Here is a 14,546-nt window from a genome sequence, read left to right as displayed (position 1 = left end):
CCTTGGGCACGATCGACGTCCACACGCACTTCGTGCCGAGCGCCTGGCCCGACCTGTCGACACAGGTCGGGCCAGGTCTCTGGCCGACCCTTCGCGTGGACTCCGAACGCGACGCGATGATCATGCTCGGCGAGACCGAGTTCCGCCGCATCGGCGACGACTGCTGGGATGCCTCGGCGCGCCTGGCCGACATGGACGCCGACGGCGTCGAGATGCAGGTCGTCTCCCCCACCCCGCTGTTCTTCTCCTACGACAAGTCGGGGGATGAAGCGGTCAAGGTCGCCCGCATCTTCAACGATCTCGCTCTCGAGATCTGCGCCCCCGCACCGGAGCGGCTAATCCCGTTCGCCCAGGTGCCGCTGCAGGATCCGGATGCCGCGTGCGCCGAGGCCGACCGTGCGCTCGCGTCCGGCCACGCGGGCGTCGAGATCGGCAACCACGTGGGTGACCGCGACCTCGACGACGAGGGCATGGTGATGTTCCTCCAGCACTGCGCCGACAACGACATCCCGGTGTTCGTGCACCCGTGGGACATGCCGGGTTCGCCGCGGCTCGACCGATGGATGGCACGCTGGCTCACCGGCATGCCCGCCGAGACACACCTGTCGATCATCGCCATGATCCTGGGCGGTGTCTTCGATCGCGTGCCGCCGACGCTCCGTCTCGCGTTCGCGCACGGAGGAGGCTCCTTCGCATTCTGGCTCGGGCGCTTCGAGAACGCGTGGCTGCAGCGCCCTGACCTCATCGGGGTCAGCGAACGGCCGCCGTCGGCGTACCTCGAACGTTTCAGCGTCGACAGCGTCGTCTTCGACCCGGTCGCGTTGCGGGCGCTGGTGGAGACGCTCGGCACGAGTCAGGTGATGGTGGGCAGCGACTACCCGTACCCGCTCGGCGAGCGTCCGGTCGGCAGCGTCGTCGACCGGGCCGACTTCCTCGACGAGGCGCAGAAGCGCGCCATCCGCCGCGACAACGCGCTGCGGTTCCTGGGGCGCTGACCCCGCATCGACTTCGAACGGACTGTTCCATGAGCATCACCCCGACCCGCACCGCCATCGACCGCGCCACGTGCCTGGCCCTCGACGACGCCGACCCGCTCGCACCGATGCGGGAACGGTTCGTGCTGCCGGACGATGTGATCTACCTCGACGGGAACTCGCTCGGTGCGCTCCCCCGCCACACCGCGGCACGCCTGGAGCAGGTCATCACCGAAGAATGGGGCACGGGGCTCATCCGCAGTTGGAACGAGGCCGGGTGGTTCGCCAAGCCGCGCACGATCGGTGACCGGATCGCACCGCTGATCGGCGCCGACGTCGGCGAGGTCGTGCTCGGCGACTCCACGTCGGCGAGCCTGTTCCAAGCGGCGGTCGCGGCGGTCCGGCTCCGCCCCGGTCGCCGCGTGATCGTCGCGGAGCGGGGGAACTTCCCCACCGACCTCTACATGCTCGAGGCGGTGCAGGAGCTCCTGGGCGGCGGGGTTCCGCTGGAGCGTCGACTGATCGCCGACGACGGACCGACCCTCGACGAGGTGCTCGACGACCGTGTCGCGGTCGTCGTGCTCACCCAGGTCGACTACCGCACGGGGCGGATGCACGACATCGCCGAGGTCACGCGCACGGTGCACGCCGCGGGCGCGCTCGTCATCTGGGACCTCTGCCACAGTGTCGGCGCCGTGCCGATCGACCTGAACGCTGCGGAGGCGGACTTCGCGGTGGGCTGCACCTACAAATACCTCAACGGCGGACCGGGCTCACCCTCGTTCATCTGGGCCGCCGCCCGACACCACGGCACCGCTCGGCCGGCTCTGACCGGCTGGCACGGCCATGCACGCCCGTTCGACTTCACGGTCGACTACGCCCCCGCCGCGGGGATCGAACGCTTCCGCGTCGGCACCCCGCAGCTGCTTTCGGTGGCCGGACTCGAAGCGAGTCTCGACATCTGGGACGACGTGGATCTGACCCTCGTGCGGGAGAAGAGCCTGCGCCTCACCGAGCTCTTCCTGTCCCTCGTCGACACGCGCCTGACCCCGCGCTGGGGCATCGAGCCGGTCACTCCTCGCGAATCGGCCCGCCGTGGCAGCCAGGTCTCCCTGCGCCATGAAGACGGCTACGCGGTGATGCAGGCGTTGATCGAGCGCGGCGTGATCGGCGACTTCCGCGCTCCCGACCTCATCCGCTTCGGCTTCACCCCCCTCTACACCTCCTACACCGACGTGTGGGATGCCGTGGAGGCCCTGGAGGACGTGCTGCACAGTGAGATCTGGCGCGAACCCCGTTTCGCGCGCCGCGGCACCGTCACCTGAGCCCCGGGCCCTGCCTCACCTGCATGACCCGGGGACACCTGTATGACCGTGCCCGGCGTTCCCGCCATGCATCCGTGCGGGAGTCATACAGGTGTGCCCGGAAGGAGGCGCGGAACTGTGCGTGTCAGGATCCGTCGGCTGCGGCCTCCGTGGCGGCGGCGTCCAGGAGCGCGATCACGCCGTCGCGCACGTGGTTCAGGTGCGACTCGAGCACGCGCAGCGCCTCCTCCGCATCGCCCGCGGCGACCACGTCGATCAACTCGCCGTGCGAGTGGTCATGGCTGCCGGGTGAGACCAGACGCCAGCCCAGCACGTAGCGGCCGAGCTTCAGACGGAGCTGCTCGATCATCTCCCACATCAGCGGACGCGACTGCGCGTCGTAGAGCGTCGCGTAGAACTCGGTGCGCGCCTCCACGAACTCCCCGCCTTCGGAGATGTCGTCGGCGGTCCGGGCGAGCTCACGCAGAGCTGCGACCCGTTCCGGAGTCATCTCGGCCATCGCCAGCCGCAGCGCCTCCTTCTCGAGCAGGGTGCGCAGGTGGTACACCTCAGTGGCTTCCTCGACCGACAACGCGCGCACCATCGCCCCGCGGCGGGCGTGGAAGATCACGAGGCCGTCCGCCTCCAACTGGATCAGCGCGGATCGGATCGGCAGGCGCGAGATGCCGATCGACTCGGCCAGCGTCTCCTGCCGCAGCTTCATCCCGGGCGGGAGCGTGCCGTCGAGGATCGCATCGCGGATGATGTCGTACGCCATCGCGCCCACCGACCGGTATCCGGCTCCGTGCCGCTGCGCGAGTCTCTGCAGCGCGTCGGCCCGATCCTTCGCCGACGCGACGTTTCCTGATTGCACCATGGAGCGACAGTATCGGATGATCGCACCGAACTCTGCATTCTGGATCCAAAATCACGTCCGTGTCCTCGTGCGGCCGTGCACTCACGCCCCGGAGACGCCGAACGCCCCCTCTCCCGAAGGAGAGGGGGCGTTCGAGAACAGCGTTACTTCGCGGCGATGACCTGCAGCGTGATGACTGCAGTGACGTCTTCGTGCAGACGCACGGTCGCCTCGTGGTCGCCGGTCGACTTGATCGGCGAGGTGATGTGCACCTTGCGCTTGTCGATCGACCCCAGGCCGGCGGCTGCGACAGCATCCGCGACGTGGTCTGTCTTGACCGAGCCGAAGAGACGACCCTCCTTGCCGGCCTTGACCGTGAGGCGCACCTTGGTGCCCTCGAGAGCGTTCTTCAGCGCGACAGCGTCGTCACGATCGTGGATCGCGCGTGCCTGACGCGCGGCCTGGATCGATGCGACCTGCTTTTCGCCACCACGGGTCCACGCCGTAGCGAAACCCTGGGGGATGAGGAAGTTCCGGGCGTACCCGTTCTTGACCTCGACCACGTCACCGGCGCTACCGAGCCCGGCGACCTCATTCGTGAGAATCAGCTTTGCCATCTCGATACCCCTTACCGGCCGGCGCCAGCGTAGGGCAGGAGCGCCATTTCGCGCGCGTTCTTGATCGCCGTGGCGATCAGACGCTGCTCCTGCACCGAGACACCGGTGATACGACGGGCGCGGATCTTGCCGCGCTCCGAGACGAACTTGCGAAGGGTGGCGACATCCTTGTAATCGATGACACCGACCCGGATGGACTTCGCGGGAGCAGCGTTCTTCGCGCCCTTCCGCGGCTTGCGGCGGTCGCCGCTCGACTTTCCAGCCATTGTTTTTCCTTAGTGATGAGCGGATGCCGGCCCTGCGGACCGGATCCAGAAGTTGTTCAGAACGGAGTGTCGTCGCCGAAGCTGCCCGGAGTGCTCCAGGCATCCGCGCTGGTCGACGAGCCGGGCGTGGACCACGGCTCCTCCGACACCTGCTGCTGCGCGGGGCGAGACTGTCCGCCGCCGCCACCACCGGCACCGCCGGTCGAGGCCGCGCGCGTGACCTGAGCGGTCGCGTACCGGAGCGAGGGGCCGATCTCGTCGACCTCCAGCTCGATCGCGGTGCGCTGGTTGCCCTCGCGGTCCTGGTAGGAGCGCTGACGCAGACGGCCCTGCGCGATGACGCGCATGCCCTTCGTCAGCGAGCCCGCCACGTGCTCGGCGAACTCGCGCCACACGGATGCACGGAGGAACAGCGCATCGCCGTCCTTCCACTCATTCGCAGCGCGGTCGAAGTTCCGAGGCGTCGAAGCGATGGTGAAGTTCGCCACCGGCAGCCCGTTCTGCGTGTAGCGCAGCTCGGGGTCGGCCGTGAGGTTTCCCACCACGGTGATGACGGTTTCGCCAGCCATGGACGTCAGGCCTTCGCAGCCTTGGCGGCCTTGCGAGCAGCCTTCTCTTCGCTGCGCTTGGCCTCGGAAGCGATCATCGCCTGAGCCTCTTCAGCGCGGAGGACCTTGGTGCGCATGATCTGCTCGTTCAGCTTCAGCTGACGGTCGAGCTCCTGCGTGGCGGCGCTGGTCGCGGTGAAGTTGACGACGGCGTAGATGCCCTCGTTCTTCTTCTGGATCTCGTATGCGAGACGGCGCTTGCCCCAAATGTCGACGTTCTCGATAGAGCCACCATCGTTGGTGATGACCTTCAGGAACTTGTCGAGCGTCGGGGCGACCTGGCGCTCGTCGATCTCGGGGGTCAGAATGACCATGAGTTCGTACTGGTGCGTCACTTACCCACCTCCTTCGGACTAGAACGGCTCTCGGGACTTTCCCGGGAGCAGGAGGGTGTGTGCACGTGTCTGCCCCAGGATTCCCGATTGGAGTCCGGAAGGCAGACAACCTGGACAGTCTAGCGGATTGCGCCCCGGGCTGCTGAACGGCGGCCGCTGTGCGAAAACGGAGCGCATCCGCGCGTGGAGCGGCGTGTCCGGGCGAGGCACGCCGCCCCGCCCGCGGTTCGTCTCCGTTTCGGCCGCCCCGTCCTCAAAGGATCAGTACGTGACCGGCGGCACTTCCGCCCACACGGTGCGGTCGTCGACCGAGGGCGCTGCGGGGATGCGGCCGGCCCCGTCCGGTTCCGGGATCGCCGCCAGCAGCGCCTGCGTGTAGGGGTGCTGCGGCGCGGCCCACAGCGGCGCCGTCGGCCCGGACTCCAGCACACGACCACCGAACATCACGTGGGTCCGGTCGGCGATGCGTCGCACCACCGCGAGGTCGTGCGAGATGAACAGCATCCCCGCTCCCGACTCCGCGACCAGGTCGCGCATGAGCCGGGCGACACTCGTCTGCGTCGAGGCGTCGAGGGCGGAGATCGGCTCGTCGGCCACGAGGAGCGACGGCCGCGCAGCCAACGCCCGCGCGATCGCGAGGCGCTGCTTCTGCCCGCCCGAGAACTGGTGGGGGAAGCGCGTGCTGACCTCGGTCGGCAGCCCCACGCGGTCGAGCCATTCATCGACCGTCGATCCGGCCTCGCCGCGGGCCCGTGCCGTCGCGATGCCGTCCGCGATCTGGTCGCCCACACGCCGTCGGGGGTTCAGCGACGTGGACGGGTCCTGGAACACCATCTGGATACCGGTCATCGCGGTCGGTCGACGACGGATGCCGAGCGGTGCGACGGGCACATCGCGGAAACGGACGGCACCGCCCGCGATCTTCTCGATGCCGACGACGGCGCGGGCGAGGCTCGACTTCCCGCTTCCGGACTCGCCGACCAGAGCCACGGTCTCCCCCGCGGCCACGCTGATCGACACGCCGTTCACGGCGACGACGGGCGGATGTCCCGGGTAGCGCACGACCACGTCCTGCGCGTCGAGGACGGCGACCTCACTCATCTGCGGACTCCTGTTCCGGTGCCTCGTCGACCCGCGAGCCCGGCAGGGCCGCGAGCAGCATGCGCGTGTAGTCGTGCTGAGGATCGAGGAAGAGCGTCTCCCGGTCGGCGAGCTCGACGATCCGCCCGTCCTTCATGACGGCCACCCTGTCGGCGATCGCGCTCATCACGCCCAGGTCATGCGTCACGAGCAGCACCGCGAGGTTCCGCTCGACCGCGAGGTCGCGCAGCAGCTTCAGGATGCCGGCCTGCACCGTGACGTCGAGGGCCGTCGTGGGCTCGTCGGCCAGCAGCACCTCGGGGTCGCACGCGAGGGCGCACGCGATCGCGATGCGCTGGCGCTGTCCGCCGGAGAACTGATGCGGATAGCGTTTCAGCGCCTCGGCGGGATTCGGCACCTGCACGGTCTCGAGCAGCTCCACCGCCCGCGCCCGTGCGGCGGCGCCCGTGAGCCCGAGGTGCACGCGCATGTGATCGGTGAGCTGACGGCCGACCGGAAGCTGCGGGTGCAGCGAGGCGGACGGATCCTGGAACACCATGGCGATCCGCTTGCCCCGCACGCGGTTGAGCGCGCGGCGACGCAGGCCGACGAGTTCCTCGTCCCCGAGCAGGATCGATCCCCCGGTGCGCGCCTGCCGCGGCAGCAGCCCCAGCACGGCGAGCGAGGTGAGGGTCTTGCCGGATCCGGATTCCCCCGCGAGCCCCTGGACACGACCCGCCTCGAGTTCGAGCGAGACGCCCTTCACCAGCGGACGGCCGATGTCGATCGTGAGGTCGCGGATGCGCAGGACCGTGGCTCCCTGGGCGCTCATGCCGTCGCCCCCGTCGCCGATGCCGCGTGCTCGTCGGCTTTCTCGTGCGTGATCTCCGCGGTCGGGTCGAGCACGTCGCGCATCGCGTCACCGAGGAAGTTGAACGCCAGCACGACCGTGAGGATCGCGAGGCCCGGGAACACCCCGAGCCACCAGGCGTCGAAGTTCTGCATCGCTGCGGAGATCATCGACCCCCACTCCGCCGTCGGCGGCTGTGCACCGAGACCGAGGAAGGAGAGTCCGGAGAGGAGGAGGATGGCCGCGCCGATGTCGAGCGTGGCCAGGACCAGGATCGGGCCGGCGATGTTCGGCAGGATGTCGACGACCAGCGTGCGCACCGGCGAGTGTCCGAGGAGCCGGCCCGCGATCACGTAGTTCTGCCCGCGCAGCCCCAGCACGATGCTCCGTGTGACACGCGAGTACTGCGGCCAGGACACGACGATCGCGGCGATCACCGCGTTGAAGAGGGAAGGTCCGAGCGAAGCCGCGACCACCATGGCCAGGATCACGGTCGGGAACGCCATGAACAGATCGGTGATGCGCATCAGGGTCTCGTCGACCCAGCCGCCGAAGTACCCGGCGACGGCGCCGATGACCGTGCCGATGATCATGGCGGCGATCACGAGCATGAGCGCGAGCGGAAGGCTCACCGTCGCGCCCGTCATCAGCCGGGAGAAGATGTCGCGGCCGTTGCCGTCGGTGCCGAGGAGCGTGTCGATCCCCGGTGCCTGCAGACGGGGCAGCACCTGCGCGTTCGGCGGATACGGCACCCACCACTGGGCGGTGAAGGCCACGATGACCCAGGCGCCCGCGATGACGGTGCCGATGATGCCGAGCGGGGTGCGCCAGGCTCGGGGCCAGCGGAAGCGGAAGCGACCGGCCGGGGTGGCGGCGGCGATGCGGCTCATGCGATCCTCACTCTCGGGTCGAGCACGCCGTAGAGGATGTCGACGATGAAGTTGATGAGGAGGTAGATGATGCCGACCACGAGACCGACCCCCATGATGCCGGGCAGATCGAGGTTCGCTGCCGAGTTGTACGCGTAGGTACCCAGTCCGGGCCAGGCGAACACGGACTCGACGAGCACCGTGCCCGAGAGCAGGGCTCCGAACGCGACACCCACGACCGTGAGGATCGGCAGCGAGGCGCCCCGCAGGACGTAGCCGACGATCACGCGCATGGCCGGGAGCCCCTTGGCGCGGGCGGCGCGCACGTAGTCGCTGCCCAGGACCTCGAGCACCGAGGTGCGGATGAAGCGGGTCAGCAGGCCGATCGTCACGAGCGAGAGCACCATGACGGGGAGGGCGAGGTGCGCGAGGGCGTCGAAGAACCCGACCGCGTCTCCGTTCAGGAGATAGTCGACCGTGTAGAGCCCGGTCACGCGCGGCGGCGGGGTGATCGACGGCGAGATGCGCCCGGAGCCCGGAGCGATCCGCAGCTCCAGGAAGAAGACGTAGAAGCTGACCAGCGCCAGCCAGAACGTCGGCACGCTCAGGCCCACCAGCGTGACCACGCGGATGACCTGGTCGGTGACCAGTCCGCGACGGTAGGCGGCGAGGGTGCCGAGCACGATGCTCACAGCGAGACTGACGATGATCGCACCGATCGCGATCTCGATGGTCGCCGGCACCGCGGTGGCGAGGTCGCTGGTGACCGGGCGTCCGGTCACCAGCGACGTGCCGAGGTCTCCGCGGAGCAGATTCCCCATGTAGATGAAGTACTGCACGAACAGTGGCTGGTCGAGACCCTGCTCCTTGATGAACGCTTCGCGCGTCGCGGGGTTCTGCGACGCGCCCTCACCGAGCGCGGCCGAGACCGGGTCCCCCGGCACCAGGTTGGTGAGCGCGAACGTGACGATCGTCACGCCCACCAACAGGAGCAGGGAGGTGCCGGCCCGCCGCAGCAGGTATCCGACCAGAGGCGATCGACGCCGCTGCGCCTGCCTCTGCACCGCCACTGTCGTCATGAGATGTCCGCTCAGCCGGCCGGCGCGATCTCGGCGATGTCCATCTCCCACACGGAGTTGTACACGGCGCCCTTCACGCTGTCGGCGGAGGAGATGTTGCGACCGGGGACGATCATCGGGACGAACGGACCCTCGGCCTGCATGGCCTCGGCGAACTCCGTGAAGGCGGCCGTGCGCTGGTCGGCGTCGGTCGCGGCAGCGGCACCGGCGGCGATCCCGGCGATCTCCGGGTTTGCCTCTGCGGCCCAGCCGGCACGCAGGCCGACCTTCAGCCCCGGACCGAACGGCAGGAAGTTCGCGGAGTCCGCGTAGTCGGGGCCCCAGAACCAGAGGCCGAAGCCCTCGGCGCCGTTGACGTAGGCGTCGAGCTCGGTCGCGAACGGCGCGGGGGCGAGGTCGACCGTGATGCCGGCGTCCTTGAGCTGCGCCTGGATGCGCTCGGCGAGCGGCGTGAACTCCACGCCGCCGACCGGGTAGTCGTTCGGGAACTGCAGCTTCAGCGTCTGCCCGGTGTAGCCGGCTTCTTCGAGTGCGGCCGCGCTCTTGTCGAGGTCCTGCTCCACGCCGCTGTCGAGTGCGCCCTCGAATCCGGGCGGGATGACACCGGTCGCCTGCACGGATCCGGCTCCGGCCAGCTCCAGCAGCGCGTCATAGTCGAGTGCGTAGCGGATGGCCTCGGCGATCTTGACGTTCGCCAGGTCACCGGCGACGGCCTCGGACTGGTTCAGCAGCAGGAAGATCGTCTGGCCGGAGGGGACCGAGTCGACCGTGATGCCGTCGCCGAGACCGGCCACCTGGTCGCCGTTCAGGTCCATCGCGACCATGGAGTCGCCGCCCTTGAGGTTGGCGAGCTGCGTGGCGCTCTCCGACACGTTGCGCACGACCACGCGCTTGTAGTCCGATGCCTCGTCGCCGTTGTACTCGTCGTTCTTGGTCAGCACGACCTGCGAGCTGAGGTCGAGGGTGTCGAGCACGAAGGGGCCGGAGCCCGCGGAGGCACCGTCGAGGAACTTCTGCGCCGAGTCGGTGCCGTCAGTGGCACCGCCGTTCTCGAGCACGACATCGGAGTTGACGATGCCCAGGGCGGGGTTCGCGAGGATCGCGGGCAGCTGCAACAGCGGGGTCTCGGAGGTGAAGCGGATCGTCTTGTCGTCGACCTCGGTGATGGTCAGGCCGCCCAGGAGGAAGTTCGGCTTGGCGTCTTCCATGCCCTGGATGCGCTGCAACGAGAAGACGACGTCCTTGGCCTCGATCGGCGTCCCGTCGGAGAAGACGCGGTCGCCCTCGAGCGTGAACGTGAACTCGGTGGCCTCGTCGTTCTGCTCCCACGAGGCGAGCCCGGGAACGGGGGTCGAGACATCGGAGCCCTCGAAGTCGACGAGGGTCTCGTACAGTGCCTTCGCGATCATGTTGCCGGTCGGGTCGTAGGTGTGACCCGGGTCGGTGGTCTCGATCGAGAACGCGGTGTCGATGACGAGGGAGTCGGAGCCGGAGGAGTTGTCGCCGTTGTTGGCGGAGTTCCCTCCCGAGCATCCTGCGAGCGCGAGGAGCGCGACGGCTCCGAGCGCGATGACCGGCGTGATACGGCGTGACGACATGAGGGCCTCCAGAGGCGAGGAGTACATTCGGGTGAGTCGCCACCGATGTGGACGACCGTGGATCAGATTCGCATCATATGCGACGATGTGTCCAGCAAGAGTGGGTCACGTCGACACGCTCTGTCCAGAACCTCGACCGTGAGGAACAATATGTCCAGCAAGGATGCGGAACACTCGAAGCATTCTGGACGAAGTGCTGCCCCTTTGGACGAGACGGCATACAGAATCCTCGAAGTCCTCCGGGATAACGGTCGCGTCTCGATCGCGGCGCTCGCCGAGAAGATCGGAATATCGCGCGCGAACGCCTACACCCGGGTCGAGTCGCTGGTGCACGACGGCGTCATCACGGGATTCACGGCGCGTGTCGATCAGGCGAAGGCGGGGCTCTCGATCGGAGCGCTGGTGTTCGTCACCGTGATGCCCCAGGCCTGGGCGTCGTTCCGCGAGCGGGTACTTGAGATGCCCGACGTGGAGTGGTGCGCCATCACGACCGGCGAGCACGATGCCATGCTGCTGATCCGCGCGGTCGACGTCAGCGGCGTGCACGAATTCTCGACCGGGGTGATCGCGCAGCTTCCCGAGGTGCGAACGGTCGTCAGCGTCGTCGTGCTCGACGAGGTGATCCGCCGGCCCTATCTGCTGCCGGGAGACCTGCCCGAGCGCGACACCGAGATCCCGCTCGGGATGACGCGCTGGACACCGGCCTCACCCGGACGCGACACGTTGCCGCCGCGCTGAGGCCGGCTCGACGTCAGGCTGCGATCTCCTCGCACACGCTCAGCTGCGGGAGTCCGTGCATCTCGTAGTGCTCGACCAGACGGATGCCACCGTCGTCGGTGAGCTCGAGCTCGCTCTCGCCGTCTCCGGTCACGACCGTGCCGTCGGCCTTGAGCACGTGCACGAACGACACCCAGATCGTGTCACCGGTGCGGGTGCCCACGAACTTGCCGAACGTGACCGTGTCACCCTCGTACCCGCCCCAGATCGCGCCGTCGCGCTCGAAGTACTCGAAGATGCTCGGAGATTCCGGGTCGACCGCCGAGGTGGTGGACGAGATCATCCGGAAGCGGCGGCCGTCGAGGGAGGGGAGGGTTGCAGTCGCAGTCACACCCTCGATTATGGGGGATCCCGCCACGAGTCGTCCGTGCGAGCATCGGAGGCACTGCCCCCGGGTAGCGTGGTGGCATGGAGTGGATTTCCGATCCCTCGGCGGGGGCATGGCTGCGCGAGCGGCTCGACGCAGGTCACGAGACGATGCACGGGGTGGTCCCCCGCGGCTATGCCGCCTACGCCCGGGTGCTGCATCCCGCCATCGCCCGGACCCTGCCGGATCGCGCGGTGCCGACGGCCGAGGAACTGGTGCGGATGCCCGAGGCGGAGCATCAGGCCCTCGTCGCCCGGTTCGTGGATGAGCCCGTCACCTGGGCGCAGACGGCAGCCGCATTCGGCACGGTCCTGCATCCGCTCGCGCAGTGGCAACGGATCGTGCGCACGCCCGCGGGTGGCGACTGGGGCGTCAGGATCGCCCCCGACGGCCGCGAGTTCTCGGCCCCGATCGAGGGGGAGCTCGACCCGGACCTCCTGGCGGCCGTCGCCGAACATCTCGCCGACCACACGCAGACCCCCGGCGCCGGGGTCGCAGCGCTCTGGGAGGGACGAGGCGGCCTGCTCGGGTTCGTCGGCATGTCGCCTTCTCGGGCGTTCCTGACCTTCTCGGATGACCCGAACCATCAGGCGATGCTCGATCGCAGTACGAAGGACCCGTTCAACAACGTCTTCCGCAAACCCACGTGGCAGGAGGGCATCCTGTCTCGCGAGATCTCCGAGGGGCCACGCCTTCAGCTGACCGACCGCGCCCACGTGCTGTTCTCCGCCGCCCCGAGCGCCTTCGCCGACCCGGACTGGATCCTGCACGTTCCCTGGCGCGATCACGTGGCCGAGGAGCACGGGTTCCTGCCGTCGGCCCAGAGTCCGAGCATGCTGTGGCCGGAAGACCGCTCGTGGGTCCTGGTGAGCGAGGTCGACTTCGATTCGACGATCGTGGCCGGCTCGTCCGCCCTGATCGACGCGATCTGCGCGGACGAACGCCTGGAGGCCCTGCCGATCCCCGAGGGTGCCGCGCTCACGTGGGATGCCGACACGGTGAACCGGTGACCCCGCCGCAGCTGAGCTTCGACCCGCGGCCGCTCACCGAGCCGGTCGACGCAGCATCGGTGCGCGCGTTCGCCGCGGAGCTCCGTTCCCGCCGCACTGCAGGCATGTCGGCGTCCACCGTCATCGGCATCGCGGTGGCGGTGATCGCCGCGGTCGTGATGATCCCGATCTTCGTGAGCGTGGTGCTGGCGCTCGCGTCCTTCGGCGGCTCTCCCGCCACCGCGGCCATCCCGCTGGTGCTCATCCTGCTCCTGCTCGCGGCAGTGGGGGTCATGATCTGGCTGAGCGTGCGCAACGCCCAGGCGACGCGGTACCGACTCGATCGCTTCGCCCGGGCGAACGGCATGTCGTACGAGCCGAAGATCGTCGATCCGCCTCTTCCCGGCATGATCTTCAGTCTCGGCCGCGCGCGCCAGTCGACCGATCTGATCCGGGGCACCCGGCCACGTTTCGTCGAGTTCGGCAACTACCAGTACACGGTGCAGTCGGGGAAGAACTCGACGACCTACCGCTGGGGCTACGTCGCCGTGAAGCTCGACGTGCCGCTGCCGAACATCGTCCTCGACGCCAAGGGGAACAACGGTTTCGGGTCGAACCTGCCCGCGTCGTTCCAGAAGGCGCAACGCTTGTCGCTCGAGGGCGACTTCGACCAGCACTTCACCCTGTACTGCCCCGCCGGGTACGAGCGCGACGCCTTGTACCTGTTCACGCCCGACATCATGGCGCGGTTCATCGACAACGCCGCCCAGCTCGACGTCGAGATCGTCGACGACTGGCTGTTCCTCTACACGCAGCGGAAGGTATCGACCCTCGATCCCGCCACCTGGGCCTGGCTGTTCGGCGTGGTCGGCGCGCTGCTGACCAAGTTCGATCAGTGGGCGCGGTGGCGTGATGACCGGCTGATCGCGGAGAATCCGGGGGCCACGGCATCCGCCGCCCCGCCGAACCAGGCACTCCCCTTTGCACCACCCGCGGGCCTGCTCACACCGCCGCCGGGCGTCGCGCCGCAGGGGCGGCGTCTGAAGCGCGGCGGAACCTGGGTGCCGATCATCATCGTGATCGGGTTCATCGCGTTCTGGATCGTGAGCCGGATCATCTGACGCAGAACCGAGTGTGGGGGTGGGTGCCGGCTGGGGACCGAACTCCCACCCCATCCCCCCTCGGGATCGAAAGAAGATCGACTCTCCCTCCGCATGGCGGCTGAGCCGCCCCGCCCACGGTCAGCTGGGGACTGACGCTGCTGGGCGTATACCGAAATGGTATACCGCGAGAGGTTGCAACACGTTGCATCCATGCGTCGGAATGCGCTTTCTTCGAGGCGTCAGCGCAGCGAGCCGGTGAGGAAGAGATCGACGGCTCTCGCAACCGGCGGCGGATCGCGCTCGACGCCCAGAAGCGCCGCGTTCAGCGGTGCCCCCACCACCAGCCAGGTGAACTCGCTCGCGAGCGCGTCGGCATCGTCGACCCGCAGCCCGTGGGCGTCCGCCAGGTGCGCCAGCGCCTTCGCGAGGTCATGGATGTTCGTGTCCCAGCTCTGTGCCAGATAGTCCCGCGCCACCTCGGGCTGCGCGGCCGCCTCGGCGATCACCAGGCGGCGCATCGCGACCACGGGAGGACTCAGGATCCCCGCCCGCATGGTCTCCCCGAGGGACACGAGACCCTGCCTCAGATCCTGGCTCGTCGTGAGCTCCTCGAGTGCGGGCTTCATGGCATCCCTGCCGGCACGCGCCCACTGCCGAACGGCAGCGGCGTAGAGCGCGGACTTGGAGGAGTGTTCCCGGTAGAGCGAGGCCTTGGAGATGCGCGCCCGTTTCGCCACCTCATCCATCGAGGCTCCGGCGTAGCCGTACTCGAGGAAGACCTCGCGGGCGGTGTCGAGCAAGGCGTCCCCGGTGCGACCGGCTGGGCGTCCGGGTGCACGAGTCGTCGCAGTCATGAGTGAAGTTTAGTACTTGA

At 68.5% G+C, this 14,546-nt stretch carries 17 protein-coding genes; 5 read left to right on the top strand and 12 right to left on the bottom strand.

Going from position 1 to position 14,546, the window contains the following annotated elements:
• The first annotated feature begins 2 nt into the window (after positions 1-2).
• Positions 3-995, top strand: a complete 993-nt coding sequence (locus KV397_RS17150) for an amidohydrolase family protein (RefSeq protein WP_261811829.1) — start codon at positions 3-5, stop codon at positions 993-995.
• A gap of 29 nt (positions 996-1,024) precedes the next feature.
• Positions 1,025-2,299: a kynureninase gene (kynU, locus tag KV397_RS17145; protein WP_261811828.1), complete on the top strand. Its 1,275-nt coding sequence runs from the start codon at positions 1,025-1,027 to the stop codon at positions 2,297-2,299.
• A 124-nt stretch (positions 2,300-2,423) separates the two neighbouring features.
• Here the strand turns inward: kynU and KV397_RS17140 are convergent, their stop codons facing one another.
• The 10 genes from KV397_RS17140 to KV397_RS17095 form a co-directional block, all read right to left on the bottom strand.
• Positions 2,424-3,155 (bottom strand): GntR family transcriptional regulator, encoded by a 732-nt coding sequence (locus KV397_RS17140; protein WP_052193777.1) that lies wholly within the window; start codon positions 3,153-3,155, stop codon positions 2,424-2,426.
• Positions 3,156-3,298: 143 nt separating this feature from the next.
• Positions 3,299-3,751, bottom strand: a complete 453-nt coding sequence (gene rplI / locus KV397_RS17135; protein ID WP_047523968.1) for a 50S ribosomal protein L9 — start codon at positions 3,749-3,751, stop codon at positions 3,299-3,301.
• 11 nt (positions 3,752-3,762) lie between these two features.
• The gene (gene rpsR / locus KV397_RS17130) at positions 3,763-4,017 is read right to left on the bottom strand and encodes a 30S ribosomal protein S18 (protein WP_017203799.1); all 255 of its coding nucleotides are present in this window, start codon (positions 4,015-4,017) and stop codon (positions 3,763-3,765) included.
• A gap of 56 nt (positions 4,018-4,073) precedes the next feature.
• Positions 4,074-4,586, bottom strand: a complete 513-nt coding sequence (locus tag KV397_RS17125; protein ID WP_045262453.1) for a single-stranded DNA-binding protein — start codon at positions 4,584-4,586, stop codon at positions 4,074-4,076.
• 5 nt (positions 4,587-4,591) lie between these two features.
• Positions 4,592-4,960: a 30S ribosomal protein S6 gene (gene rpsF, locus KV397_RS17120; protein ID WP_047523969.1), complete on the bottom strand. Its 369-nt coding sequence runs from the start codon at positions 4,958-4,960 to the stop codon at positions 4,592-4,594.
• A gap of 261 nt (positions 4,961-5,221) precedes the next feature.
• The gene (locus KV397_RS17115) at positions 5,222-6,061 is read right to left on the bottom strand and encodes an ABC transporter ATP-binding protein (RefSeq protein WP_261811827.1); all 840 of its coding nucleotides are present in this window, start codon (positions 6,059-6,061) and stop codon (positions 5,222-5,224) included.
• The gene (locus tag KV397_RS17110; RefSeq protein WP_153243186.1) at positions 6,054-6,872 is read right to left on the bottom strand and encodes an ABC transporter ATP-binding protein; all 819 of its coding nucleotides are present in this window, start codon (positions 6,870-6,872) and stop codon (positions 6,054-6,056) included. The genes KV397_RS17115 and KV397_RS17110 overlap by 8 nt, the downstream gene beginning before the upstream one ends.
• Positions 6,869-7,780, bottom strand: a complete 912-nt coding sequence (locus tag KV397_RS17105) for an ABC transporter permease (RefSeq protein WP_131491701.1) — start codon at positions 7,778-7,780, stop codon at positions 6,869-6,871. Before KV397_RS17105 ends, KV397_RS17110 begins: the two co-directional genes overlap by 4 nt.
• Complete coding sequence (locus KV397_RS17100; RefSeq protein ID WP_153243187.1) at positions 7,777-8,838, bottom strand: ABC transporter permease; 1,062 nt, start codon at positions 8,836-8,838, stop codon at positions 7,777-7,779. Before KV397_RS17100 ends, KV397_RS17105 begins: the two co-directional genes overlap by 4 nt.
• Positions 8,839-8,849: 11 nt before the next feature.
• Positions 8,850-10,436 carry an ABC transporter substrate-binding protein gene (locus KV397_RS17095; RefSeq protein WP_261811826.1) on the bottom strand — a complete coding sequence of 529 codons (1,587 nt, stop codon included), beginning with the start codon at positions 10,434-10,436 and terminating at the stop codon, positions 8,850-8,852.
• Positions 10,437-10,493: 57 nt separating this feature from the next.
• Between KV397_RS17095 and KV397_RS17090 the strand changes: the two genes are divergently transcribed.
• Positions 10,494-11,174: an Lrp/AsnC family transcriptional regulator gene (locus KV397_RS17090; protein ID WP_261811825.1), complete on the top strand. Its 681-nt coding sequence runs from the start codon at positions 10,494-10,496 to the stop codon at positions 11,172-11,174.
• Positions 11,175-11,187: 13 nt separating this feature from the next.
• On the opposite strand, the gene KV397_RS17085 is transcribed toward KV397_RS17090, so the two are convergent.
• Positions 11,188-11,544 carry a hypothetical protein gene (locus KV397_RS17085; RefSeq protein ID WP_226533924.1) on the bottom strand — a complete coding sequence of 119 codons (357 nt, stop codon included), beginning with the start codon at positions 11,542-11,544 and terminating at the stop codon, positions 11,188-11,190.
• Positions 11,545-11,621: 77 nt separating this feature from the next.
• Here KV397_RS17085 and KV397_RS17080 point away from each other — a divergent pair, with 77 nt between their 5' ends.
• Together KV397_RS17080 and KV397_RS17075 are read left to right on the top strand one after the other, a co-directional pair.
• Positions 11,622-12,590, top strand: coding sequence for a hypothetical protein (locus KV397_RS17080; RefSeq protein ID WP_261811824.1), 969 nt, complete (start codon positions 11,622-11,624; stop codon positions 12,588-12,590).
• Positions 12,587-13,690, top strand: coding sequence for a DUF3137 domain-containing protein (locus KV397_RS17075; protein ID WP_248569970.1), 1,104 nt, complete (start codon positions 12,587-12,589; stop codon positions 13,688-13,690). Before KV397_RS17080 ends, KV397_RS17075 begins: the two co-directional genes overlap by 4 nt.
• 221 nt (positions 13,691-13,911) lie before the next feature.
• On the opposite strand, the gene KV397_RS17070 is transcribed toward KV397_RS17075, so the two are convergent.
• Positions 13,912-14,526, bottom strand: a complete 615-nt coding sequence (locus KV397_RS17070; RefSeq protein WP_261811823.1) for a TetR/AcrR family transcriptional regulator — start codon at positions 14,524-14,526, stop codon at positions 13,912-13,914.
• Positions 14,527-14,546: the final 20 nt, after the last annotated feature.

It is taken from the genome of Microbacterium aurugineum (assembly GCF_023101205.1).
In the GTDB taxonomy this organism is placed as follows: Bacteria; Actinomycetota; Actinomycetes; order Actinomycetales; family Microbacteriaceae; genus Microbacterium; species Microbacterium aurugineum.
Note: the sequence above shows the minus strand (reverse complement) of the source record. Positions and strands in the feature narration are given on the sequence as shown.

Excerpts from the sequence above, each read along its gene's own strand:
- KV397_RS17080 (WP_261811824.1), top strand. The coding sequence starts at position 11,622 with ATGGAGTGGATTTCCGATCCCTCGGCGGGGGCATGGCTGCGCGAGCGG.
- rplI (WP_047523968.1), bottom strand. The coding sequence starts at position 3,751 with ATGGCAAAGCTGATTCTCACGAATGAGGTCGCCGGGCTCGGTAGCGCC.
- rpsR (WP_017203799.1), bottom strand. The coding sequence starts at position 4,017 with ATGGCTGGAAAGTCGAGCGGCGACCGCCGCAAGCCGCGGAAGGGCGCG.
- KV397_RS17095 (WP_261811826.1), bottom strand. The coding sequence starts at position 10,436 with ATGTCGTCACGCCGTATCACGCCGGTCATCGCGCTCGGAGCCGTCGCG.
- KV397_RS17140 (WP_052193777.1), bottom strand. The coding sequence starts at position 3,155 with ATGGTGCAATCAGGAAACGTCGCGTCGGCGAAGGATCGGGCCGACGCG.
- KV397_RS17115 (WP_261811827.1), bottom strand. The coding sequence starts at position 6,061 with ATGAGTGAGGTCGCCGTCCTCGACGCGCAGGACGTGGTCGTGCGCTAC.
- KV397_RS17110 (WP_153243186.1), bottom strand. The coding sequence starts at position 6,872 with ATGAGCGCCCAGGGAGCCACGGTCCTGCGCATCCGCGACCTCACGATC.
- KV397_RS17070 (WP_261811823.1), bottom strand. The coding sequence starts at position 14,526 with ATGACTGCGACGACTCGTGCACCCGGACGCCCAGCCGGTCGCACCGGG.
- kynU (WP_261811828.1), top strand. The coding sequence starts at position 1,025 with ATGAGCATCACCCCGACCCGCACCGCCATCGACCGCGCCACGTGCCTG.
- KV397_RS17100 (WP_153243187.1), bottom strand. The coding sequence starts at position 8,838 with ATGACGACAGTGGCGGTGCAGAGGCAGGCGCAGCGGCGTCGATCGCCT.
- KV397_RS17105 (WP_131491701.1), bottom strand. The coding sequence starts at position 7,780 with ATGAGCCGCATCGCCGCCGCCACCCCGGCCGGTCGCTTCCGCTTCCGC.
- KV397_RS17125 (WP_045262453.1), bottom strand. The coding sequence starts at position 4,586 with ATGGCTGGCGAAACCGTCATCACCGTGGTGGGAAACCTCACGGCCGAC.